The sequence below is a fragment of the Bradyrhizobium betae genome (genome assembly GCF_004123905.1).
GTDB lineage: Bacteria > Pseudomonadota > Alphaproteobacteria > Rhizobiales > Xanthobacteraceae > Bradyrhizobium > Bradyrhizobium betae_A.
In genome coordinates, this window is record NZ_MZXW01000057.1 from 122649 (window position 1) to 146962 (window position 24314).

The following is a 24314-nucleotide window of genomic DNA, read 5'->3' on the forward strand; positions in this document are numbered from 1 at the left end:
CCTTATCCTAGCCGCCGACCGGCCCCGACAACGTCTCCAGTCCCGCCTCTATTGCCGCGATGTCCTGCTCGATTTGCGCAATCGACAACCTGCAGTCAAAGCCCACCCAGGCCTTCAGGTCTCCGGCAAGTCGCCGGCGATGGATCCTCAGCTCTTCAAGCGACTGGCGGTCTTTCACTCTTGCGTAGCCATCCACAATCAACTCAATCGCACTCGACATGACGCTACTCCACAAAAACATTCTGATTTAATCGAATAAAGCTTAGTGCAAGCCGCCCGTTCGGCGCAACTTGTGCGCTGGCTTTGTACAAAATGGCCGCTCCGCCGGCTTACGCTTCAGCCAATGGGGCGGCTGGGGAACAACAAGAGCCAGAGAGCCCCTCGAATGTCCAACCAGGCCGTCGTCAAAATCGGTCAAGATCATTGACGGGTTGGCATTGCACTCAGCGTTCAACGGCAAATTCTTCGAAAACGGTTGAGCACAGGGTTTTAGTTTCTTCTAGCTTTTCCCGAACGGGGGCGTCAAACTTGCGTCCATTGAGAACGTAATTTTTTCAGGGACATTGCGATGGGAAAACCTGCCGTTTCCCGTGATGCCTTCCGGGGACTATTCGCTTTCTATGCGGCGAAGGCTCATAAGCCCGAGGCCGAACATTCCCTTTTGCGGATGTTCGGATCTGCGGACGATATACCCGATGCTTTGCTGCAGCAGTGGTCGGACAGAGCTGAGTTGCTCGGCTCCGAAACCGTTGGCCGCGTAATGGATCCACACGTCCGTCAAATCACGAACGGCAATGCACAATACGACCATGCCAGCGACTTTCTCCACACGCTGCTGAGAGACCTCGGGCGGAAAATGCAGTGATCGAACCGCCACGCCATTGGCGCTTATCAGACGCATAGACTTCGCAGCTTGTTTCCGGCGTTTTCGAACGACTTGGACTTCATAAAAGACCTTCTGGCCTTCAGCCAAGCCCGATGAACCGGCGCGCTGCACTGCGCTAGGCTCTACCGCCGTCATCGGGTTGGATGAAGCCGACCCACGCCCATTAAACCACTGCAGTGTGTCCGCTGCCAGCTAGGTGTGATCGCAAAGGCCGTGTGATATAGTTCACAGATGGGCAAGAAAAGCTCGCTACCATGGAGAGAGCGGCGGAGATGCTCCGGCCTGCTGTTGCCCGGTCGTCTGCCCATCCGGCTTGATGATGAATTGTTGTCTCGGTAGCGGAAAAGGCGGCGACGATGATTGACGACGATTTAGTCCGGGCACATCGCAACAATATTCAACGCTATCACCTCTTATTGCATACCACTCTGACGGACTTCGAGCGGCAGTATGTCGAAAGACGTCCGAGCGAGGAGCAATCGAAGCTGGATAGGCTAACGACTCGTGCTCAAGCAGAGCGAGACGGCCAAGCGGCTACAGATCACGCAGGGTAGGACACCCGATGGAGCACACGGCTTGCTGTTAAGGGCTGCGGCAGAAAGGCTTGTGCGAGCAGCTGCGCAGCTTCAGCATTCGGAGCCGAGAGACAACTAGCCGAAGCACGGCAGCACCACCTAAACACTTGCACTCGCCCTTCGGTTGCGGTTGGATCGTCTTTTTAGGATTTGATCCAATGGCAATTCAATTGCTTGTGGCGAAGGTTCTCAGGGACGAGCTATCTTTAAGGGGCATGCAATCATTAAGCGTTGAAGATTCCGAGGCGATTGCTGCTCGCATCTTCGAGCGGATCACTGAGCTCGAGCTGGAACTTGCCGCCCGGGGGTTCAACATCCCGCGAGCGGCGATGATAGACCAACATGACGAGCCGAGCGTCATGTCCGTTTACGATCCGCTATTGAGGGAGCTGGTGCGCACAAGGGCGCAAACTATTCGGCTCACGTTCTCGGAAATCGAGGGAATTCTTGGGAGGCCGTTACCGCCGTCAGCTTACAAGTTCAGTGCCTGGTGGGGAAATGAGAGTTCGCGCAAAGCTGGCACACGCAGGCGATGGCGTGGCTGCAGGCAGGCTTCACGGCCAGAGTTTCACTGAAACAGCGGGCAGTGGAATTCCATCGAGCCTAAAGGCTTGTACGTCGCGCCACCTTAGTGTTGCGGCTTTCCCGCGCGTCCCGGCAGCGTCAGTCCACGGAGAATCAATCCGAACGCGGCGGCCTGTTCTACCCTCTCCTCGCGGTCCTCGGCTCTTCTTATCCTCCAAGGCTGCGTCGATGAAAAGGAGGTCCAGAATTGCATTCTTTGAGACAAAATAGCTACCATTCGAACGCCCCAGTGCTTGGGTTATCGCTCAAGCCGAATAGCGGCCTACTGGGCAGACGACGAAGAGGTTCACCGTACTGCCGATTTCAAGTGCCAAATCGATCAGGGCAGCACTCCGAAATCAATAAGCCAATACACCTAGGTGGCACCGGACAGATCACGCAACACTCTTCAACACCAAGGTTGTGGTTGCAATGGACGAGACCGCTGTGGCGTCGCCGCATGAGCGTGGCTCGAATTTTAGCCCGGGGAAAGGCGTACGTCCGAGCTCCTCGCCTCTGCGGGGCGACGCCTGGGGCGCGTCCGCGGTGAATGGCGCTCGCCGAGGTCCTATAGTCGGCACCGTCATCAGTTCAGCTTGAAAAACGTCTGCCCTAGCCGCTCCTTGAGCGTTTCCAGTAACGACAGTCTTGTATCAGGCGCCGCAGCTTGCGCTCCCGTTGCGGGTGCGGGAATAATATTCAACGGTTTCGCTGTTCGGCGGTTAGAGGCTTTTTTCCCAGATTCGCCTTTTGCCGCATGCTTCGGCTTCAAGACCTCGCCGCCTGATCTCGGAGTGACCGGCTTTCCGGCGACGTCAAGTTCGGAGAATGCGCTCTGCAGAGGCCGAGCAGATTGCACCAACGTCGTCGATGTAGAAGGACTGATGTTCGACGGAGCCACAAGCGTCGGCAAACTGGTATCGATTATTACCCGTTCAGGTGCCTGCTCAACTGAGCTGATCCTTATGGACGGTCGCTCTACGTCACTGTTCCCTGGGCCCAGCGCCTGCTGCGGCAGGCACCAGCCGATTCCGATCATCAACAGGACGAGAGCGCTGCCGACGAATCCGAAGTATTTCATCAAAGGCACAGGCCGCCTCCGTTTGGGGACGACCTTGCGGCCTCGTTTGTTAGCAAAAAGCTAAAGGTAGATTAAAACGGAAGACATGGTTACTACGCACGTTGCGATGCAAAGTGGCTATCTCGCGGGCGTCCGTGACTTCGATGCTGCGTCGTAGATCTCGATCTTCAGCATCGGATACTTGGCCAACAATTCAAGGGCCGCTTTAGTCGCGGCGTCCTGATCAAGAAATTCAGTCTTGAAGCGACCATCGACGAGCATCGCAAAGCCGGTGGCCGGCGCGAGGTCAGCACGCCGAACTTGGTTTGGTTGCGGACGTTCCAGGTGAAGGGTTGTTTTGTTCATTCCTTACCTATCCGGCTGGAGAACGCCCTTGCTGCTGAGGCTCTCGCAAATCGCCGAATTGAATGCCTGGGGTTTCCCAACCGGCGTAAGCACAGAACAAGAGAACAGAGATTCGAAATGCAATCGACATGCCGCCCGCCTTTTCTTGTTGGTGAGGACGGTACAAGCAACGTCTTACGGCCAGCTTAGGAGAAAGGGTTTGCGCAAGGTATACGCCTGATCAAAAGTGCGAGGCTGGTTTGCCGAAGCCCCCGTCACATTTCTGTCGGTGACCGCACCGATTCAGCATTCATGAATGAATTCGCTATCGTGACCAGGTGTACTGCGGCGGTGCCCAGCTGCTCCATTTCCTTGTCAGCAGTGTAGGCTGAAGCCGCTCGTCGATAGGCGATTGCAACGGTTGCGTATGCATCCGTGATCAGTACAGCTGAATGGTCGTGCGCATCCTTGGCTTTCCGATCACGTGCTTGGACGACTTTTGTTGCCGCCTGAGCGGTTAATTCAGCAAGCTTCTCGTTACTTAAGCTCGGATCATCAATACCAGGCTGACATGCAGAAGCCGCGCCGGCGATGGCCTGATAGTATTGGCGCTTTTGCCACTCATTGGCCGTCAGGTAACTCTGCAGCAGGCGGCGAGCCCTCGTTTCAAGCTGCTTTCGATCGCTTCGGATCTTTTGATGATCTGAGCTAAGCCAGCGGAGCATCGTCTGCCTATTCACTTCGGCGCCTAACGCAAAGATCAAGGGGCTATAGAGTTCCATCAGCGCACTTGAGCTCGTTCGCCCAGCGCCCTCGGGAAATGTTGAAGTCGATTACAGCCTGCAGGTCTAGCGAATGAGAACGAATTCTACGACGAATCAAGTGAGGGGAAAGAGGGAGTTGAGCGCAGGTCGAAAGTAATTTGCCTCCATGTTGCTTTGTCCGCCCTGCGAAGGATGCGTGCCGTCAGGGTATAAAGCTTGGTTTGCGGCAGCGGAGTCAGGGCCCCAGGTCGGATCGGCAGCCCAATCGACAACAAAGTCGCACTTTCCTTCACTCGGAAAACGTCGCAGACCCCCATCGGCGGTGGCCCGATTAACATTGAAGAGACCTTCGTTACGAGGATTGTGAGTGCTGATTCCGAGCTGCACGATTTTGCGTGAGGATTTAATTGCATCCTGGAAAGTGGCCAAGTACCCTGCAAATGCAGCAAGCCACGCTGAAGCGTCAGTCGAACGAAGATCGTTTTGTCCGGCCTGAACGAACAGGATGTTCGGGACATCTTTGAATGCGGCGATCACTGACGGTTGTCGGCCGAGCATATCTGCAAGAAGAGCACCATCCGTCGCAAAGCATTGCTGACTAGTCTCATGGACAGCGTTTGGTAGGTAGAGGGTGTGGTACGATATCGTCCTAGCCCCGCCATTATCGACACTGGAGCTTGAACCTTCGACGATGAGGTGACGCATCAGAGGCATTCACGTCGTCTCCCAGTTGCAGATCATCAGCGCAGCTGTACCAAGAGCATTTCGTCCCTACCTAGCTGCTCGGCGGAAGTGCATGGCGCCCCGCGCTGGTTGCAGAATCCGATCATGCTCCCCCCAAGTAATCTGATTCAGCGCCTTGTTGTCCTGGTGCGACTTCCATTTGGAACGGGATCGAGGTGGGGCGTTTGTTCCTTGCAGCATAGGAGTTCAGAATGAGATCTTCCAGATTTCTCTTGGTAGCGGCGCTCGTTTTGACCAGCACCTCGGCTTTGGCGCAAGCTGGCGGAGGTGGTTCAGGTGGAGCTTCGGGAGGAGGAACAAGCTCAGGCAGCGCAGCGGCCGGCTCGATGTCGAGCAGTGGCACCGCGAACGGTACGGGTGGTTCGCCCGGACCTAACACGAGCAACGCTCTCAACCATCAAACCACGGGAAATCGGCTGGGCGATCCGGCTAGGAATGAGAACAATGGCTCTTCAACCCCCGCCAGCGGCTACGTCAACGATCCTACGATGAACAAGGCTGTGCAGGATTTGGGTAATACGAATACTGGTATTGTAGCGCCTACGCGCTAGGCCTCCGCCACCGGCGGGCGCCCCACATGAGCGCCCTGGTTGGAATTAGAACGGCTACCGCACGCCACGACGTGAAGACTATGCGGCGCGGCCCGAACGGGTTTAGCCAGACGGGCCCTTGGACTGATAAGCTTTTGCATAGAACCTTATCGGTTGGAGAACTGAGGCCCATTTGCGACCAAACCTTATAGGTCGAGGCAAAAACGACGTAAGGCGCAGCACCTGAGCCGTAAAGCCCTGAAGGTTCGGTGCGTTCGGTCCAGGGTGGTCTTGTCAACCCGGTTGATATAGCTACCCTTCTTCGAACGGGGCGCAGGCAATCTACCGTCTTAGGCACGGTCTTTTTTGCGGCCTCATGACGGCACCGAACGCGACGCCGTCCGCGCAAGGTTGAGGCTAATCGCTGCCCAAAGCGCACATTGTGCCAGAGGAGATCAGGCCTGCAATGTCACTCCGGGAACCGGCTGTTGAACGCGTTCGTTCGGCAGCGCCGACTTACCTTTGAGGCTGCTCGGCGATCTGAAGGGCTTGGAGAGGATGACCCGGAAACGCGTCTGATCCGCCTCTATAGTCAGTCCTTACGCTTCGCATCTCCTTCTGACGCTCGGTATTACGCTTCTCTGCCCAGAAATCCCGCAGCCATTGCCTAGCGGGGGTGCTGGTCAAGCCGAACGAATTCAGCTAACGTGCATGCCAGATCTTGTTCTCTGCATACATCGAGCTTCGCCCATGACCGCGCTGGACCTGTCGTTCCAGTATCTCTATGCGGCGCCCGGCCGGGACGCCCCGCTAGCCGGCGGAGCAATAAGTCTTTCCGGGGACCGGATCGCTGAGGTGAAACCCGCTGTCAGCAGCCGCGGCGGGCTCCTCGCGATGCCCGCGCTGGCGGATGCCCACGACCATGCGCGAGGGTTTCATCACATCGGCTTCGGCGCGAAGGACCAAAAGTTCGAATTGTGGCGCGCTGCGCTGTATGCCCAGCCGCCGATCGATCCTTATCTCAACGCTGCCCTTGCTTTCGGACGTCTGGCCCAGTCTGGCGTCGGATCTGTGATGCACGTCTATTCTTCCATCCGGGTCGACCGGCTGATCGATGATGCACGGGCGATCACCCGCGCCGCACGCGACGTGGGGATTCGCCTCGGTTTCGTCGTGCCGCTGCGGGACGTTCAAACTCTCGGCTATGGCCCGGACCAGGAGCTGCTCGCGCTGCATGATCCGCGCGACCAGGCGTTCGTAAAGGAGACCTGGCTATATCCCTTTCCCTCGCCCGAACGCTACATGGAGCTCGTGCGCGAGGTGGCCCGCGCCATCGAGGGGCCAACCGTAACAGTCCAGCTCGGGCCCAACAGCCCCCAGGCCTGCAGCGATGGGCTACTCGAGGCGATCGGCGACGCGTCTGCGCGCGAGAACCGTCGCGTGACCACGCATCTGCTCGAGACATCCATTCAGCGCAAATGGGCCGATGCGAGCTATCCCGGAAAGTTCATCCGACGCCTGTGCGACATGGATGTGATCAGCGAACGCTTCACCGGTGCCCACGGCGTTTGGCTCAGGCCGGATGAAGTCGCGATGATGGCCGAGCGGCGCGCCCAGATCGCCGTCAACCTGAGCTCGAATTACCGTTTACGCTCCGGTGTTGCGCCGGTTGACAGCTATATCAAAGCCGGCATGCCTTTCAGTTTCGGCGTGGATTCCTTTGGTTTCGACGATGACGACGATGCCTTGCGCGAGCTGCGTATCGGCCACTGGGTCTTCTCACCCCTTGACACCGACGCGCCTCTAACCCAGGAGCTGTTGTTTCGCGGGTGGCATCAGAACGGCTTCCTCGCAGTGAATGGCCGCAACGATTACGGCAGGCTCACGCCCGGGGCGCCCGCCGACATTCTCGTGCTCGATTACGAGGCGCTCAGCTACGACCTGATCGAGAACATGATCGACCCGCTCGAAGTCGTTCTCACGCGAGCCAGCTCCCGCCACGTCAAATCGCTTTATGTCGCCGGGCGCGAGATCGTGCGCGATGGCAAGGTTACGGGCGTGGATCTTCCCGCTATCGAGCGGGAAGTGATCGCGCAGACTAGACGGGGTGCGGAGCGGGCCCGCGCGCTAAAACCGGTTTTGGAGCGCTCCCAGGCGACTCTCGAAGAATTCTACAGGGCCGGCGGCCACACCCGCGCCGCCAGATGACACCGATCATGCTTCCCGATACATCTCAACCTGTGGCACGATCGCTGGCACACGTCTTGCCAGACCTGGCATGCAGGTCCTGCTTCTTCCGCGCGTTCCATCGTCGACACATCTTTTGTCTTGAACCGTTTGTGTGACGACCACCTTGATCCCTTAGCTGCTGGAGGCACTCTCATGTCGAAATTCGTTCTGCGGGCGCAAGCCCTCGCCGTCACGACGACGCTGCTACTCGCGGGCGGTGCCTGCCTTGCGGACACCATCAAGGTCGGCGCGGTCTATCCGCTGACGGGTCCCGTCGCCGAAGACGGCGCCACCGTGCTCAAGGGCGCCAAGCTCGCGGTCAAGCTGTTCAACGATGCCGGCGAATTTAAAGGCGACAAGATCGAACTGCTGGTCGAGGATGGCGCTTGCATTCCGGCACAGTCCGTTGCGGCCGCCGAAAAGCTGGTATCCTCGAGCAAGGTCGTGGCCCTCGCTGGTGCCTTCTGCAGTTCCTCCACCGGAGCGACGATGGACGTTGCCCTCCGCTACAAAGTGCCGATGGTTTCGGGCGTGTCTACCGCGCCAAACCTGACCGAGCGCGGCAATCCATACCTTTTCCGCATCCAGGCTACTTCACAGATGCTCGCTGATGCCTTCGCGCCGAAGATGATGGAACTCGCCGGCGGCAAGAAAATCGCGTTCCTGGTCGTCAACGACGATTGGGGACGCTCGATTGCACAATACTACAAGACATCGCTGGAGCGCAGTGGCGCGCAGCCGGTCTCCACGCAGATCTTCGATGCTAACGAAACGGACCTGTTCTCCTACATCACCAACATCAAACGCGCCGAACCCGATGCGATTATGATGGCCGCCAATACGCAGAACGCGGTAACCGTGACCGAGCAACTGCGGCAGATGAACATAAAGTCCCGGCTGTTCGCCGAAGGCTCCTTCACCGCCAAGTCCTATTATGACGTTGTCGGCAAGAAGGGCGACGGCATCAACGGCCTGATGCCCTATGTCTCGACCTATGACAGCCCCATGAGCAAGAAGTTTGTTGAGATGTACAAGGCAGCCTATGGCGAATTGCCGAACAACAATGCGGCGGCCGGTTTTGAGGAACTCACTATCATCACCAACGCGATCAAGACCTCGGGCAAGATCGACCCTCAGTCGATCCGCGACGCAATCGCAACCAGCACAACGCCCGGGCCCGCCGGCGACATCAAGTTCAATGAAAAGGGACAGGGCTACGGGTTTACAGTGTTTCTAACACGCAACGAGAACGCCGCTCCAATGATCGAGGGCACGGCACAAATCGCAAAACCCTGAGCCGGATGACGTCGACAGGCCATGGATCTCATTCCTCAATACATCTTCAACGGCCTGGTCGTCGGATCCAGCTATGCTTTGATCGCGGTCGGTCTGACCGCAATCTTCGGGCTGATGGAGATAGCTAACTTCGCTCACGGTCAGTTCTACATGCTGGGGGCGTTCTTCGCCTACACGCTGACGCGCCTGCTTGGCCTCGATTTCTGGACCGGTCTCGTCGGCAGCGTGATGGGCGTCATGATCGTCGGTGTCGTGCTGGAGCGAACCCTGTTCCGCATCTTGCGGGGGGCCTCTCTGTCCAGCAGCGTACTAGCGACTATTGCGCTCTCGATATTTCTCGAGAACCTCGCGCTTAACGTCTGGGGTCCCCGGCCCCAGAAGATCCCGACGCCGTTCGAAACCGGCAGCATCGCATTCGCCGGGGTCTTCACCACGCCGGAGCGACTCTTAATGCTCGCGGTAACGGTCGTGATCGTGATCCTCTTGCATGTTGGGCTGCGGCACACCCAGACCGGCAAGGCGATCCGCGCCACTTTCCAGCAGCGCGAGGCCGCGGCGCTGGTCGGAATCGACATCGACCGCCTCTATACGCTGACCTTCGCCATTGGCGCCGGCGTCGCGGGGCTCGCCGGTGTCCTGCTCGGCACGATCTTCGTGGTTCAGCCGGCGATGGGTGGTATAGCCACTCTGAAGGCCTTCATCGTCGTCACGCTAGGCGGCATCTCCAGCTTTGCCGGTGGTATCGCCGGGGGTCTCTTGCTGGGTCTGGCGGAGAGCTTCGGCGCGATCATCTCGCCCGCCTACAAGGACGCGGTCGGCTTCATTCTGGTAATGCTCGTCCTGCTCTACAAGCCGGACGGCCTGTTCGGGAAACGGTCATGAAGTCGCGTGTCAGCCTGCCGTCCTGGCTTGCACTCTCCGTGACTGCTCTCATCCTTCTTGTACTGCCACGGCTGATCGGCACGGACTATTACCTGCACATCGCCATCATCTCGCTAGTGTTCGTGATTCTTGCGACCAGCCTGGACATCCTCGTTGGCTACAGCGGACTCTTATCGCTCTGCCACACCGCATTCTTCGCGTTCGGCGCCTATGCGGCGGCGCTCCTGTTTCTCCACTTCCAAATGTCGCTCTGGTTGACGATGTTCGCGGGCGGCGTCTTTGCGGCGTCGATCGCCTGGCTGCTCGGCCTGCTCGTGCTCAGCGTTCGCGGCCATCGCTTTATTATCACCACCGTAATCTTCGCCGAGATCGGTCGGCTGATAGCCTACAACTGGACTGACCTCACGCAGGGCCAGATCGGCCTGTCTGGAATTCGTCCCCCTGTTTTCGATCTACCTGGGTTGCCGCGCATCGATTTCAGCTCGCGCGAGGCCTACTACTATTTAGCCCTCGTGGTCACGACGACCTGCGTGACGATCATTTGGAGAATTACCCATTCCCCCATCGGCTGGCGCATGCTGGCCCTGCGCGAGAATGAAGCCCTCGCTGAGGCGAGCGGCGTGGACACGCGGCGCATCGCAACCACGGCCTTCGTCTCCAGCGCCTTTTTCGCCGGGCTAGCTGGGGCCGTCTATGCGCACTACACTGGTTTCGTCAGTCCCGACCTCTTCTACTTCACCTACACCACCACCATGCTGATAATGGTTTTCCTGGGTGGCAAGGGCACCATCATCGGACCTGTCATGGGCGCTGTGCTCTTTACCATCCTGCCCGAGGCCTTGCGCGTCACTGCGAACTACCGCCTCATGACCTTCAGTGCCATCCTCCTCGTTCTCGTCGTGTTCGCGCCCGAAGGACTGGTCGGCCTCTTTGCACGAATTCGGCGACGTTTCGCTGGGCAAGGGAGCGTCCAGGATGCTTGAGGCGATGGATGTCAGCGTCTCGTTCGGTGGCGTCCATGCGGTGCGTGCGGTCAGCTTTCGTGCGGAGGGCCGGGACATTACAAGCGTCGTTGGCCCGAACGGCGCAGGCAAGACCACCCTGTTCAACGTCCTCACGGGATTCCAGAAGCCGAACATTGGCAATGTCGTCTTCGCCGATCGGAGCATCGTTGGGCTGAAGCCGAGCGGGATCGCCGCCCTCGGTCTCGTGCGTACGTTCCAGAAGACGGAGGTATTCAAGGGCCTCACTGTGGAGCGGGCGGTCGAGATCGGCACAACTTGTGGAAGGGACTTCCCGATGTGGCAGACGGTGTGGCCTGGCGCCATCGGTCGCGCGCGCGAAACGGCCCGAAACGAAGCGAGGCGCATTCTGCAGAGGTGCGTCCTCGAAGATGTCGCCGGTGAGCCATGCGCCGCGCTGTCTTATGGCGAACAGCGCATTCTCGAAATCGCACTCGCCCTTGCGGCGCGACCGCGCCTGTTGATGCTCGACGAGCCGGCCTCCGGACTCAATCCGACCGAGGCCCGCCGGCTCGGAGATCTGATCACCAGTATCCGGGCGGACGGCGTCGGCGTAATCCTGATCGAGCACAACATGCAACTGGTAATGCGGATCTCGGACAGCATTATCGTCCTGCATCATGGTGAGAAGATCGCCGAGGGCACGCCTTCTGTCATTGCCCGTGACCAGCGCGTTGTTGATGCATATCTTGGTGGAAGTGGCTTTGCTGCAGCTTGAGAAAGTCGAAAGCGGCTATGGCCGCGCCCGCGCCCTCCATGGTGTCGATCTCACGGTCGCTGCCGGGGAGGCCGTGGCTCTGATCGGGGCCAATGGTGCCGGCAAGTCCACAATCCTGCGCGCAATTTCGGGCCTCAACAGGGTGCTCGCCGGCTCTATCCGCTTCGATGGCAAGGAAATCGGCAATGCGACGCCGCGGCAGATCGTGCGGCTCGGCGTAGCCCACTGCCCGGAGGAGCGAAAGATCTGGCCGAACCTCACGGTTCTGGAACATCTAGAGCTCGGTGCAACCATTCGCGGCGGTGCCGGCACCCAGGACATCGACGAGATGTACAAACTGTTCCCGATTCTGAACGAGCGGCGGCATCAGCTCGCCGGCACGCTTTCTGGCGGCCAGCAGCAGATGGTCGCTATCGCGCGGGCGCTGATGTCCCGCCCACGACTGCTCATGCTCGATGAGCCCTCTCTTGGTCTTGCGCCGAAGGTGACGGAGGAAGTGCTCACCACTATCCGGCGCGTCAACGGCACCGGCACCGCCATCCTTCTAGTCGAGCAGAACGCCAGCCTCGCGCTTGCAGCCACAAGTCGGGCCTACGTTATTGAGAACGGGCTGATGTCCCGCGAAGGATCGACCGCCGAACTCGCGAACGACCCGGCAATCCGCAGCGCTTATCTGGGGTTTTGATTCTCATGCGCCGCCTCATCGAGAACATCGACACACTACACACCTGCGACGATGAAGGCCGCGTGCTGCGCCGCGCGTGGATCGTCGTCGCGGGCAGCAGAATTGCAGCGCTGGGCGACGGCCCGCCCCCCGCCGGCGACTTCGATGAGCGAATCGATCTGTCCAGCTCGGTGGCAATGCCTGGACTGGTGAATGCCCACCATCATTTCTTCCAGACTCTGACGCGCGCCCTGCCGCGGGCTCAGCGCGGTCACCTGCTCGACTGGCTATCGGTACTCTACCCCGTCTGGGGCCTGATGCAGCCGGAGGATCTCGCTGCAGTGGCTTCAGCCAGCGCAGCTGAGCTGCTGCTCACCGGTGCGACCACCACCGTCGATCACTTCTATCTCGTTCCGCGCTGCGAGGACGCGTATCTAGAGACCGAAGTCGAGGCGCTGGGCCGCATGGGCATCCGACTCCATCTCGTGCGCGGCAGCATGACGACGATCGAAAGCGATCTGGAGGCACGCCTCAGCATTACGCTCGGCCCACGCGCCGGCGGTATTATCGATGACCCAGCACCGGTACTCGCCTCGATGCGCCGGGCAGTGGAACGCTGGCACGACGCATCGGCGGGTTCGATGCTGACCGTCGCGCTCGGCCCAACGACACCGACCTGGGGCGATCCGGATTTCATGCGAGCAGTAGCGCAGCTGAGCGACGAGCTCGCCGTCGGGATCCATATGCACGTGCATCCGCAGAGTACCGACCGGATGCTGTGCCGGGATCAGTTTGAAAAAGGTCCGGTCGAATGGCTTGATAGCCTCGGCATGCTGGGACCGCGAACCTGGTTCGCCCATGCCACGCGGATGAACGATAGCGAGATCGCCCTGCTGGGCGAGCGCGGCGTCGGTGTCGCCCATTGCCCGCGCATGATCATGCGCCTGGGCGCCCGTATTCCTTATATTCACCGCATGCGTGCGGCCGGCATGCCGGTCGGCATCGGTGTCGATGGCGCCGCCAGCAATGATAGCGGCTCAATGCTCAATGAACTGCGATTGGCCTTGCTGTTGCACCGTCTCGCCGATGGTGGCGGCGAGGTCGCGCCGGAGTTTTGGATGACGCCACAGGACGTGCTCGGAATGGCCACGCGCACCGGGGCCGCATTGATCGGCCGCAGCGACATCGGTGCGATCGCGCCCGGCATGCAGGCCGATATCACCGCCTTTGACATGCGCGGCGTCGGTTTCGCCGGCGCGCGCGCCGACCTTCTGTCCGGACTGCTTCTTGCCGGAGACAATACCATGAGTTCGCTCACCATGGTCGGAGGGACGCCGCTGGTGGTGGACGGCAAACTGCTTCGGCAGGACGAAGAGGCACTGCGAGCTGCTGCGGATCGCGCAGCCAAGAGGGTTATCGAACGCGCGGCCCGCCTCACCGGCATCGACTATCTCGCATTCACGGACGGCCGCACCTGATTGGGCCGCCCTTTCCTGGGTCATCAACACATGCGTGCACTCGTAGTCACGGCTCATCCTCTTGAAGAGAGCTTCAATTGCGCTCTACGCAGGACGATCGTCCAGACTCTCAATGACGCTGGACACGAAGTCGATGTGTGCGATCTCTACGCGGAGAACTTCCAGCCCGTTCTCGATGCGGGCATGCGCAGCCGCTATTTCGATCCTGCGGTCAATCGTACCGGCGTCGAGCACTATGTCGAGCGCCTGTTCGCGGCCGAGGCGCTGATCCTTTGCTTTCCGGTGTGGTGCTTCGGGCCACCGGCCATCCTAAAAGGATTCATGGATCGGGTCCTGATCCCGGGCGTCTCCTTCGCGCTCGGGGATGACGGTCGCATGCATCCCAATCTACGTCACATCCGCCATCTCGTCGGCGTGACGACGTATGGCCGTTCGCGTCTCGACGCATGGTATATCGGCGATCCGCCGCGACGCATCATCACGCGCTATCTGCGCTGGTTCATGGCGAAGGATGTTCGCGTTCGTTACCTGCCGCTATACAACCTGCATCGTAGCGACGCATTGCATGAGGCGCGGGATCACGCTCCGTTTCTGCAGCGGGTGAGCTCCGAGATGCGGAAACTCGGTTGAGGACATAACGTGAGCAGATCGACCGCGATAGATCGTCTCGGCAGACGCGTAAGCGTTCGCGGTGCCCCGTCCGACCGAAACGCCCTCGGTGCCGAGCCAGCCCGGCTTTCCTGCCGATCGGCACAAACTCTATTGATCGCCGGACTCTCGCTTGCGTGCGGGTGCCGGCCGCCCCCTTCCGTTCCGCCCCCTGCAAGCCATCGGTTCTGGTTGAAGCTCGGAGATCAGGCGTGATCCGTATCGGCAACCGAAAAGGTCGAAGCCACGACCCGCCCGCCGAACAGTACGGTGCGCTCGCGTGCCCCACCGGCGACGAGGCTTTCGACGTCATCCGAGCGCGCAACGAGAAGATCAGCCCGCGCACCCACGCGCAAGCCAGCATCGAGCTCCATCAACCCGGCCGGGATGCGGCTTACCATGTCGAAAGCTTGTCCGAGATCGTTGATGCCGAGATGACCGGCCAAAAGGGTCCAGCGCGCAATCTCGAGAAGATCGCCGGAGCCTGTCGGCACGAAAGCATCCTGGATATTGTCGGAAGCGGCTGCCACCGGCACGCCGCGCGCGATCAGTTCGCCAACACGCGTGAGCCCCCGCGGCACCAATCGATCGGCGCTGCGCCCCTGCAGGAAGAGATTGGCCGCGGGCAACGTCACGACGGCAACCCCGGCCTCGTGCAGGAGGTCGATCGTGCGCAGCGCATCATCGCGCGGCATCGCGCCGAGAGCGGAAGAATGCCCCGCAACGACGCGCCCGGCGAGGCCGCGCTCACGCGTCATGCGGGCAAGTGCGTCGAACAGCACCCTGCCAGCATCAATATGCTCGTCGATATGCATGTCGAGCGGCCGGCCGGTACGCTCTGCCGTGTCGAAAAGCAGTTCCATGAAGGCCAGCGGCTCGCGAGAATAGGCTGGCACACCGCCGATCACGTCGGCGCCGAGCGCCAGCGCAGCGGACAGCCACTCTTCGCTTTCAACGAGCATCGAGGGCGCCTCGCCGGTCAGATGCGCCACCACCTGGATGTGCATCCGGTCGCGGCATCGCTCGCGCATGGCGACCATCGCCTCGATCCCGCGCAGTCCAGTCTGCGGATCGATATTGGTATGCGTGCGGATTGCAACCGTGCCGAGGGCGCTGCAGTTCTCGACGGTCCGCAGCGCGCGCGCGATCATGTCCTCCGCCGTGATCGTCGGCGCGATGCCCCTGTACGCCGCGATGGCGCCCTCCAGCGTTCCTGCCGGATTATTGATCAGCGCGCGGGTGCGAGACTTGTCGAGATGCTGGTGGATGTCGACGAGACCCGGCACCACGAGGCGGCCCTCAAGGGCCATCACCTCCGCGCCGTCCGCGGGCAACGCTCGCCCTATTGCGGAGATGCGACCGTTCTTTCCGATCCGGATGTCGAGGAGCTCCGGCGCGCTTGCGCCTTCTCGGCAGATCCGTCCACCCCTGAGAAGGAGTTCGAGGCGCATCGGACGAGCTCCCGGCGCTAAGGGTTTTCAAGAAAGAGGCCAGAATGTTCCGACCGCCGCACAAAGTGCAGGAAATCGGCGATGCCGTCGCTGAGCATGGCCAAGTGATTGCGCATCAGGGTACCGGCAGTGGCGGCATCATTGTCGATGATTGCCCGCAGCACCTGCTCGTGCTCAAGCTGGGAGGAGATCATCCGTCCGGGCTGGAAAGTAATCGTACGGCGGTACGGCGCGGTCTTGAGCGACAGCCTGCGCAGTTCATCCTGCAGCACGCGATTATGGCACGCCTCAGCGATGGCATTGTGGAAATCGATATTGGCGTCATAGAAGGCATCGGCATCGCCGCTGATGGCCGCCTTACCGCAGGCTTCGTGCGCCTTGCGCAGCACATCACGCTGCTCATGCGTGATCCGGCGCGCCGCCTGCACGCAAGCCAGCGCCTCCAGTTCGGCAACCACGCTGAGCGCATCGAGCAGGTCCGCAACCGACATCTGCGCGACCTGAAGTCCCTGGCGCCCACGCGCGACGGCAAGACCGCTCGCCGAGAGCCGCTGCAGTGCCTCGCGTACCGGCGTCCGGGAAACCTGGTAGCGATCGGACAGCTCGCGCTCGTCGAGCCGCGAGCCAGGACGGACACGCCCCCGCAGGATCTCCTCTTCCATCCGCTCGGCGATGTCGCTCGCCAGGGAGGAATCCTCGCCGCGCGACGGCTTCGGCGATTGTTTCGCAGGCGGATTGGTGTCGGCGACTGGCCGCGCGCGACGCGGACGGCTGGATTGGGCAGTGGTGCGTGCAGTCATGAGGCGCAGCAAGCCTTGCAATGAGGGATTCGAAGTAGAGCATGTTTGTACATCGCCGCAGCCAGAAAAACCACCTCGCACGCGATTGCATGCCAAAAAGGCTTGTTGGCATGCACGTTTCAGCTTAAAGAGAGCGAAAGTCGAGGCCCCGTCCCATGAAGCGCTTTGAGACCCGCAACGCCCATTTCGACCGGCTGGTGAACACCCCTGGCCTGAAATGGTTGGGCCAGAACACCAACCACATTCCCGCCCATCCGGCCGTCATCGACGCCATGGTCGCCTGCGCGCGGGACGAGCAGTTCCACGTCTATGCCCCGCCTGCCGGCCTCGAGGCGCTGCGCGCTGGCATCGTTGCCGATGTGGGGCTACCCGCGCAGGCCGCCCTCGTCTCGGATGGGGCCGTCGCCTCGCTCTATCACGTCTGCCACACCCTGCTGCGCGCCGGTGACGAATTCATCACAACCGACCCGACCTGGAACTGGCCGATGGCGTTTGCTCGTTCGGTCGGCGCCACGGTGACCCAGATCCCGATTTATGGCGCGGAGTACAATTACCGGCTCGATCCGGCTCGTCTCGCCGCGGCGATCACACCGCGCACGAAGATGATCTACATTGTCGATCCGAACAATCCGCTCGGCGTAGCCTGCACGAAGGCTGAGATCGAGGAGGTCGCTAAGATCGCGCGCACGGCCGGAGCATGGCTGGTGCATGACTGCACGTATCGCGACTTCGCGCACGAGCATCACCTCGCCGCTTCGATCTATCCGGAGCGTACGATCACAATCTACAGCTTTTCGAAATGGCTCGGTCTTGCCGGGCTCCGTGTCGGCGCAATCATTGCGGATCCCGAGGTCCTCGAGCAACTTGCAGCCGCCCCGCCCAACAATCTCGGCTCAAGCATTTTGTCGCAGCGGGCTGCCCTCGCCGGTCTTGCGATCAAGGCCGAGTGGTTTCCGCAGGTACTGGATATCACGCGCCGCAACCAGGCGATGATCTACGAGGCCCTGCCCCGCGTGGAAGGCCTCTCGATGCCCGTATATCCCTCAAACGGCAATTTTATCGTGATCGAATGCAGCGCGAGCGGGGTGCAGCCGGAGGCGCTGGCCGCCGCTTATGGCGAGCGCGGGATCATGATCCGCCAGGGCGCCTACCACACCCCGAATTTCGGCGACCGCTTTGTCAAGGTATCGACATCGGTGCCGCAGGTGTGGGTGGAGGAATTCCTTGAACTGCTGCCCGCGATGATGGAGCGGGCGCGCGGCATCAACCTGGACACGCCGCTGTTCTGACAACTGTAGCTGAGGGTCGGCGCGATGGATTTGCAATTAGGTGGCAAAAAGGTTGTGATCACGGGCGCCTCGCAGGGCATCGGCGAAGGTCTCGCCCATGCCTTCGCCGGCGAGGGATGCCATCTTCACCTCACGGCGCGGTCGGCCGAGAAGCTTGCCACGCTGGCGCGCGAGATCCGCGAGCGTAACGACGTGACCATCACGTCGACCGCCGTCGACATGACCGAATCCGGGGCCCCCGAGCGCATCGTCGACGAAGCAGGGAACGTCGACATCCTGATCAACAATGCCGGCGTCATTCCCAGCGGCACGATCTTCGACATCGGGCCGGAGAAGTGGCGCGAAGGCTGGGCTCTCAAAGGCTTCGGGTATGCCGACATGATCCGCCTCGTCTATCCGCGCTTGAAGGAGCGCGGCGGCGGCGTCATTCTCAATAATATTGGCAATGGCGGCGAGATCTGCGATCCGCAATATATTGAGGGTGCCGCGGGTAACGCCTCAATTATGGCGATGACGCGGGCTCTCGGCGGTCGCAGCCTCGACGACAATATCCGCGTCGTCGGCGTCAATCCAGGTCCGGTCGACACGACGCGGATCTACAACATGCTGCGGAAGTTCGCGGAGAATACGCTGGGCGATCCGGCACGGTATGGCGAATTGCTGGCAAAATATCCGCTCAAGCGCCCGGCGAAGATCCACGAAATCACCGATTTATTCCTCTTTCTCGCCTCCTTCCGCTCCGGCTACACCTCCGGCACCATCGTCACAGTCGACGGCGGGATCGCCTCACGGCGCTCGGTCGTTTGATTAAACTGAACAGCAGGATCCTGCCATGGCAATTGCGACAACATCCGATGGCGTGAAGCTGCATTATGAGACGGCTGGATCCGGCACGCCAATCGTCTTCGTCCATGAGTTCGGCGGCAACCACTGGAGCTGGGAGCCGCAGATGAGCTTCTTCACGCGGCGTCACCAGTGTCTGACCTTCGCTGCGCGCGGATTTCCGCCGTCTGAAATCCCCCAAGACGTAACGTCCTACTCGCAGGCGCGCGCGGCGGATGACATTTTCGACATCATGGACTGCGCCGGCCTGGCCAGGGCTCATCTGGTCGGCCTGTCCATGGGCGGCTTCGCCGTTCTGCATGCTGGCCTGCGCCGGCCCGAGCGCGTCCAGTCGGTCTGCGCAGCGGGCGCCGGGTATGGCGCCGAAAAAGCCTATGAAGAGTACTTCAAGGGTATCTCCGAGCAGGTCGCCAGGAACTTCGAAAAGCAGGGCTCGGAGCTTTTCGCGAAGACCTATGCCGAGGGCGCCTCGCGCGTGCAGTTTCAGGAGAAGGACCCGCGCGGTTGGGGGTTGTTTGCCGAACGGCTGGGTAAGCATTCATCGAAGGGCGCCGCCAACACCATGCGCGGCGTCCAGATGCAGCGACCTTCGCTCTACGATCTAGAGCCGGAGTTCAGCAACATGAAGCCGCCCGTGCTCGTAATGGTTGGCGATGAGGATGACCACTGCTTGCAACCTGGCATTTTCCTAAAGAAGACGGTGCCCGCCTGTGGCCTCGCCGTATTTCCGAAGAGCGGCCACACGCTGAATCTCGAGGAGCCAGCGCTGTTCAACCATCTGCTATCGGAATTCCTCGCCCAGGTCGAAAGCGGTCGCTGGAACAAGCGCGACCCACGCGCCAATCCGGCGCAGATCATGCGGACGGACTGAGGCGATGCGCCCTTCCGATCGCGTAGATGGCGCGCGGCTGTTGGCACGGCTGATGGATCTCGCCCGCTTTGGTGCGCGCGAGGATGGCGGCGTCGATCGCCAGGCACTCACAGCCGGTGAAATTCTCGCTCGCGCCGAGCTGGTGCGCTGGGGACGAGAACTCGGCCTTCGTCCCTACACTGACGCCGCCGCCAATCTCTTTCTGCGTCTCGACGGCGCGGAGCCGTCACTGCCGCCGATCCTCACCGGCTCCCACATCGATAGCCAGCCGACCGGTGGCAAGTTCGACGGCGCCTACGGCGTGATCGCCGCGCTGGAGACGGTGCAAGCCATTCGTGACGCCGGCTTGCAGCCCCGACGCTCCATCGAGGTGGTGGCTTGGACCAACGAGGAAGGCTCTCGTTTCTCGCCCGGCATGACCGGCTCGGATCTCTTTACCGGCACGCGTCAGCTCACCATCATCGAAAGCGACGCCGACGCCGCGGGGGTCCGGCTCGGCGACGCACTCGCCGGCGTTCTTGGTGCCGATGTCGATATCCCGCACAGGCCGTTCCAATTTGAGGTCGCAGCTTTCGTCGAGGCCCATATCGAACAGGGCCCCCTCCTCGAACGCGCCGGCATTCCGGTCGGCGTCGTCACCGGCATCCAAGGCACCCGGCGCTACCGCGTGCGCGTCCACGGCGAGCCGGCGCACGCAGGCACCGCCGACCGCGCCGAGCGCAAGGACGCGTTAATGGCTGCAGTGCGCATGATCGCCGCCATCGATACGGCCGCATCGAGCCCTGCCGATACCAAGCTCACTGTCGGCCTGTTCGAAATCAAGCCCAATGCCCCCTCGGTAGTACCGGCGGACGCCTTGTTTTCAATCGACCTGCGTCATCCCGACAATGCAGTAGTCGATCGGCTCGATACCGAGATTCGCAAGATCGTCGAGCGTGAGCGCGGCCCCTGTACCGTCGAGCTGAAACAAATCCAGCACTCGCCGTCGCTGACCTTCGATTCCGCGGTCCGTGCGACCATCGCGCGCTGCGCGCAGGTGCTCGGGTTTCCGCATCAGGATATTCATTCGGCAGCCGGTCATGACGCGCGACAGCTGCATTATGTCTGCCCGACAGGCATGATCTTTGTGCCATGCCGCGACGGCATCAGCCACAACCCGGCCGAATGGAGCGAGCCAGACGACCTCACCGCGGGCACGCGCGTCCTTGCCGATACCGTGTGGACGCTCGCGAGCGAAGCATGACCAGCCCGCCGACCGGGTCATTGATCGGTACCCCTGTGCGGCGCCGGGAGGACCTTCGCTTCGTGACTGGGCGGGGCTGCTATACTGACGATCTGTGGCCCAAAGGGATGCTGCATGGCCTGGTCGTCCGCTCTCTCCGCGCACACGCTCGCGGCCTGTCAGTCGATGCCTCTGAGGCGCGGACAATGTTCGGTGTGCATCTTGTTCTCACCGGGAGGGATCTCGAGGCCGCTGGCCTGGCACATGTTCCGGTTGACCTGCCGCCGCCGGGCGCGACTTTCGAGACGTGGCAGGCTCGCCCGCAACCGGTTCTTGCCATCGAGGAGGTACGCTACGTCGGCGACCCGCTCGCTTTCATTGTTGCCGAGAGCATGGGGGCCGCAAAAGACGCAGCCGAGGCGCTCATCATCGACATGGAGCCATGCGAGCCCTTGCCGAACCTATCGGCCGGCGCCCCGGACTTTTCGTACGAGGAAGGCGATGCCACAGCGGTGAAAGCGCTTATGGCGGCTGCCCGCCGCATTGTGGAGCTCGACATTCCTGTGCACCGGGTCGACGCGCTACCGCTGGAGCCGCGCGGCTGCCTCGGCCATTTTCAGGATGACACCTTCACGCTGCACGTCTCGACACAACGCGTTCAAATCCTGCAGCGCTCATTGGCGGACCGGATCTTCCGTGTGCCCCGCGAACGCATGCGCGTGGTCGCGCCTGACACTGGCGGCGGCTTCGGCCAGAAAAACGGTGTCTACCCCGAATACGTCCTGTGCCTTGAGGCTGCACGCCGCCTCTCCCGTCCTGTGAAATGGATACCCGAGCGCAGCGAGGCGATCAGCTCCGGGTGTCACGCGCGCGACAATCACTTTCATCTTGCCGCTGCCCTCGACGATGAAGGCCGCATCCTGGCAATTGAGGCGACTCGACGAATGAATCTCGGCGCCTACGCATCGTCGCGATCGATGGTGCCGGTGCAGAACGGCCTGACGCACCTGACGGGCGTCTACCCTGTTTCTCAAGCTCACGTGCGTGTCGATGGTGTCTTCACCAGCACTGCGCCGACCTGCTCGTATCGCGGCGCTGGCCGCCCCGAGAATGTCTATGCCTGCGAGCGTCTTGTCGACGTCGTCGCAAGAAACTGCGGCAAGGATCCGATCGCATGGCGGCGTGCAAATTGCCTAAGCAGCAAGCAGCAGCCATTGACATCGCCGCTCGGTACCACTTTCGACGGTCACGACTTCCACGGCCTGCTCGAAGCGGCGCTGGCGCGGCTGGATTACGATCACTTCCGCGCACGGCGGCGAACGAGCGCTAGCTCAGGGTGGTTGCGCGGGTTCGGTGTCGCGCTGTTCGCGGAAGATCTCCACGGCTCCAACGAGCCGATCCCCGCACGCTTTGAGTGGAGCGGCGAGCGACTGGAGCTAGTCGTCGGAACGGGCTCGGCCGGTCATGGACACGAAACGACGTTTCTCCAGATGACCGCGGAGCGTCTGGGACTGCCCATGGAGCGTCTCGGCTTCGTGCAGTCCGATACCGCACGCATGAGCGAAGGCGTCGGAACGGCCGCCTCGTGGTCCACCACCCTTGCCGGTTCATCCGTGCATTTGGCAACTGCCGCCGCGATTGAGAAGGCTCTCGCGATTGCCGGCGAACTCCTTGAGGTCTCGCGCACCGACGTCGAGTTTGTTGACGGCCTGTTTCGTGTGGTCGGCACGGATCGCTGTCTCCGCTGGGACGATATCTTCGCCCATGCGCCGGACTTCACGGCAGGTGCGGCGTTCGCCGGGACAGGACATAATGTCACCGCCTCGTGCCATGCTTGTGAGATCGAGGTCGAGAAGGAAACAGGGACGGCTCGCCTGCTCACCTATGCCATCGCGCAGAATTCGGGAGTTGTCATCAATCCGATGATCTTCATCGGTCAGCTTCATGGTGGCATGGCCCAAGGCGTAGGCCAGGTCCTGATGGAGCAGATCGTCTATGACGAGGCCGACGGCCAACTCCTCTCCGGTTCGCTCAACGATTATGCGTTGCCACGGGCCACTGACCTGCCATATATCGCAACGGACATCCAGCCCTCGCGGGCGCTCGACAATCCGCTCGGCGTCAAGGGGGTCGGGGAAGCCGCCGCTACCGGATCGCCGGCCGCAGTCGCCAATGCCATCATCGATGCGCTCGCGCCGCTCGGAATCCTGCATCTCGATCCGCCATTCACTAGCGAAAAGCTTTGGCGAGCCATTCGCAACCATCGCACGCTATAGCCGTGAAGAGCTTCACGTCTCATCTTACGCGTACGCGTACGCCGCTGATGCCGCTGTGCTTATCCGAACAAGGACCAGAAGCCGATATCGCAGGCTAGCGTACCACGGACGCGCCCGCACGTTGTTCGCTTCTGGCTGCCAAGTGCCTGGGGGCGCCCCAATACGTCCCGATCCACGCCAGCCCCGACTGATAAGCTATCGTATGAAACCTTATCAGTTGACGGACTGACTCCATTTGCGACCAAAGCTTATCAGTGCCTACACAATTACTCCTGCACCAACTCTTAGGTTGTCGGCAAAGCACTGAACGCCTCGGCATGTTCGGGACCAGGGGTGTCCTGTCAACCGGCTTGAAATGGCTCGGTTTTTTCGTCTGCGCCGAGAGCAATCTACGGTCCTGACTACTGTCCTCTTTGAACCCGGGGACCGTGGCTTTCGGCCATTTTGCGCGGAGCAGAGTCGGACAAGTCGAAGCAATCCAGCACGCCGCGGGATCCGACTTCGAAATGAAGATCGTCACCTACGAGATGCTGGTTCAAGAGGAAGAGAACCGGCAGTTGGCGGCCGCGCTCCCAACCGGCGCCGCTGCGGCGCCAACGCATACAGCGCATCTCGCGCCGGTTAAGGCAGCTAGACAACGCCTAGCGGCCGGACAGGCACCTTCTACAGCCCAACGGCAGCGGCAATCGCACAGGGCAACGCTGCCGCTTAAAACGATGCAATGATCGCCAGGACGGTCGAGGCGGCCCAGCGCAACATGGCCGTGCTCGAGTAAGCAGTGATCAAAGACAACACGTTCCTCCCGGTGAGTGGTACGGCGGACAATTGCATGTCGCTCTCCCTACCGATCAAGGCGGAGCTCAAAAGAGCTGCACGATCATCACCGTCGGCTCGGATCGCCATGTCCTGGACGTGGCTCAGGGCCCGCCAGGAGTTTAGTGAATTCGCAGCTCACATTCGGGCAGGCGCTGGCAGAGGACCGCCCCGCTGTGATCACGTGCAACTCCATCCCCGCCATGGAGTAAACGCGCTCGATGACGCTGGGCTGAGGATTCAGGCGGCTCTTGCGTTCGTAATCGGTCCCATCGGCCGAATGGGCCCTCCACCGGAATGTGTTGCCGTGATCCTGAAGGCCCAATTCCCGCCTCGGATTCATT

22 protein-coding genes and 1 pseudogene are annotated in these 24314 nt (G+C 61.1%); 16 read left to right on the plus strand and 7 right to left on the minus strand.

What is annotated here, in order from left to right; all coding sequences use genetic code 11:
- Positions 1-7 precede the first annotated feature (7 nt).
- Positions 8-220, minus strand: coding sequence for a hypothetical protein (locus tag B5V03_RS41085; protein ID WP_129276097.1), 213 nt, complete (start codon positions 218-220; stop codon positions 8-10).
- A 348-nt stretch (positions 221-568) separates the two neighbouring features.
- Between B5V03_RS41085 and B5V03_RS41090 the strand changes: the two genes are divergently transcribed.
- Both B5V03_RS41090 and B5V03_RS41100 read left to right on the plus strand, forming a co-directional pair.
- Positions 569-865, plus strand: coding sequence for a hypothetical protein (locus B5V03_RS41090; protein WP_129276098.1), 297 nt, complete (start codon positions 569-571; stop codon positions 863-865).
- Positions 866-1619: 754 nt separating this feature from the next.
- Positions 1620-2036, plus strand: a complete 417-nt coding sequence (locus B5V03_RS41100; RefSeq protein ID WP_129276099.1) for a DUF7662 domain-containing protein — start codon at positions 1620-1622, stop codon at positions 2034-2036.
- A gap of 575 nt (positions 2037-2611) precedes the next feature.
- On the opposite strand, the gene B5V03_RS41105 is transcribed toward B5V03_RS41100, so the two are convergent.
- From B5V03_RS41105 to B5V03_RS41120, 4 genes are all read right to left on the minus strand, one after another.
- Positions 2612-3115, minus strand: a complete 504-nt coding sequence (locus B5V03_RS41105; RefSeq protein ID WP_129276100.1) for a hypothetical protein — start codon at positions 3113-3115, stop codon at positions 2612-2614.
- Positions 3116-3223: 108 nt separating this feature from the next.
- Complete coding sequence (locus tag B5V03_RS41110) at positions 3224-3451, minus strand: hypothetical protein (RefSeq protein WP_129276101.1); 228 nt, start codon at positions 3449-3451, stop codon at positions 3224-3226.
- A gap of 254 nt (positions 3452-3705) precedes the next feature.
- Entirely contained in the window at positions 3706-4212 is a 507-nt protein-coding gene (locus B5V03_RS41115) for a hypothetical protein (protein WP_129276102.1), read from the minus strand.
- A 96-nt stretch (positions 4213-4308) separates the two neighbouring features.
- A complete protein-coding gene (locus tag B5V03_RS41120; protein WP_164988650.1) occupies positions 4309-4899 on the minus strand; it encodes an SGNH/GDSL hydrolase family protein in 591 nt (196 codons plus the stop codon).
- 1319 nt (positions 4900-6218) lie between these two features.
- Between B5V03_RS41120 and B5V03_RS41125 the strand changes: the two genes are divergently transcribed.
- From B5V03_RS41125 to B5V03_RS41160, 8 genes are all read left to right on the plus strand, one after another.
- A complete protein-coding gene (locus B5V03_RS41125; protein ID WP_164988651.1) occupies positions 6219-7676 on the plus strand; it encodes an amidohydrolase family protein in 1458 nt (485 codons plus the stop codon).
- Positions 7677-7850: 174 nt separating this feature from the next.
- Entirely contained in the window at positions 7851-8993 is a 1143-nt protein-coding gene (locus B5V03_RS41130; protein WP_129276105.1) for an ABC transporter substrate-binding protein, read from the plus strand.
- A gap of 21 nt (positions 8994-9014) precedes the next feature.
- A complete protein-coding gene (locus B5V03_RS41135; protein ID WP_129276106.1) occupies positions 9015-9875 on the plus strand; it encodes a branched-chain amino acid ABC transporter permease in 861 nt (286 codons plus the stop codon).
- Positions 9872-10858, plus strand: a complete 987-nt coding sequence (locus B5V03_RS41140; RefSeq protein WP_129276107.1) for a branched-chain amino acid ABC transporter permease — start codon at positions 9872-9874, stop codon at positions 10856-10858. Before B5V03_RS41135 ends, B5V03_RS41140 begins: the two co-directional genes overlap by 4 nt.
- Complete coding sequence (locus B5V03_RS41145; protein WP_129276108.1) at positions 10851-11615, plus strand: ABC transporter ATP-binding protein; 765 nt, start codon at positions 10851-10853, stop codon at positions 11613-11615. The genes B5V03_RS41140 and B5V03_RS41145 overlap by 8 nt, the downstream gene beginning before the upstream one ends.
- Positions 11596-12300: an ABC transporter ATP-binding protein gene (locus B5V03_RS41150; protein ID WP_349643416.1), complete on the plus strand. Its 705-nt coding sequence runs from the start codon at positions 11596-11598 to the stop codon at positions 12298-12300. The genes B5V03_RS41145 and B5V03_RS41150 overlap by 20 nt, the downstream gene beginning before the upstream one ends.
- 5 nt (positions 12301-12305) lie before the next feature.
- Positions 12306-13757, plus strand: coding sequence for an amidohydrolase family protein (locus B5V03_RS41155; protein ID WP_129276110.1), 1452 nt, complete (start codon positions 12306-12308; stop codon positions 13755-13757).
- Between the two features lie 30 nt (positions 13758-13787).
- A complete protein-coding gene (locus B5V03_RS41160; protein WP_129276130.1) occupies positions 13788-14387 on the plus strand; it encodes an NAD(P)H-dependent oxidoreductase in 600 nt (199 codons plus the stop codon).
- Positions 14388-14611: 224 nt separating this feature from the next.
- On the opposite strand, the gene B5V03_RS41165 is transcribed toward B5V03_RS41160, so the two are convergent.
- Positions 14612-15715: an amidohydrolase family protein gene (locus B5V03_RS41165; protein WP_245502502.1), complete on the minus strand. Its 1104-nt coding sequence runs from the start codon at positions 15713-15715 to the stop codon at positions 14612-14614.
- Here B5V03_RS41165 and B5V03_RS42685 point away from each other — a divergent pair.
- On the plus strand, positions 15662-15877 hold the full coding sequence (locus tag B5V03_RS42685) for a hypothetical protein (RefSeq protein WP_245502503.1): 216 nt from the start codon (positions 15662-15664) through the stop codon (positions 15875-15877). The two genes, B5V03_RS41165 and B5V03_RS42685, sit on opposite strands and share 54 nt — an antisense overlap.
- Here the strand turns inward: B5V03_RS42685 and B5V03_RS41170 are convergent.
- A complete protein-coding gene (locus tag B5V03_RS41170) occupies positions 15874-16656 on the minus strand; it encodes a GntR family transcriptional regulator (RefSeq protein ID WP_129276112.1) in 783 nt (260 codons plus the stop codon). The two genes, B5V03_RS42685 and B5V03_RS41170, sit on opposite strands and share 4 nt — an antisense overlap.
- A gap of 149 nt (positions 16657-16805) precedes the next feature.
- Here B5V03_RS41170 and B5V03_RS41175 point away from each other — a divergent pair.
- From B5V03_RS41175 to B5V03_RS41195, 5 genes and pseudogenes are all read left to right on the plus strand, one after another.
- Positions 16806-17945, plus strand: a pseudogene (locus B5V03_RS41175) (pyridoxal phosphate-dependent aminotransferase); the annotation flags it as partial.
- A gap of 24 nt (positions 17946-17969) precedes the next feature.
- Complete coding sequence (locus B5V03_RS41180) at positions 17970-18752, plus strand: SDR family oxidoreductase (RefSeq protein ID WP_129276114.1); 783 nt, start codon at positions 17970-17972, stop codon at positions 18750-18752.
- Positions 18753-18777: 25 nt separating this feature from the next.
- Positions 18778-19659: an alpha/beta fold hydrolase gene (locus tag B5V03_RS41185; RefSeq protein ID WP_129276115.1), complete on the plus strand. Its 882-nt coding sequence runs from the start codon at positions 18778-18780 to the stop codon at positions 19657-19659.
- Between the two features lie 4 nt (positions 19660-19663).
- The gene (locus B5V03_RS41190; RefSeq protein ID WP_129276116.1) at positions 19664-20902 is read left to right on the plus strand and encodes a M20 family metallo-hydrolase; all 1239 of its coding nucleotides are present in this window, start codon (positions 19664-19666) and stop codon (positions 20900-20902) included.
- Positions 20899-23157: a xanthine dehydrogenase family protein molybdopterin-binding subunit gene (locus tag B5V03_RS41195; RefSeq protein WP_164988652.1), complete on the plus strand. Its 2259-nt coding sequence runs from the start codon at positions 20899-20901 to the stop codon at positions 23155-23157. The genes B5V03_RS41190 and B5V03_RS41195 overlap by 4 nt, the downstream gene beginning before the upstream one ends.
- Positions 23158-24314 lie beyond the last annotated feature (1157 nt).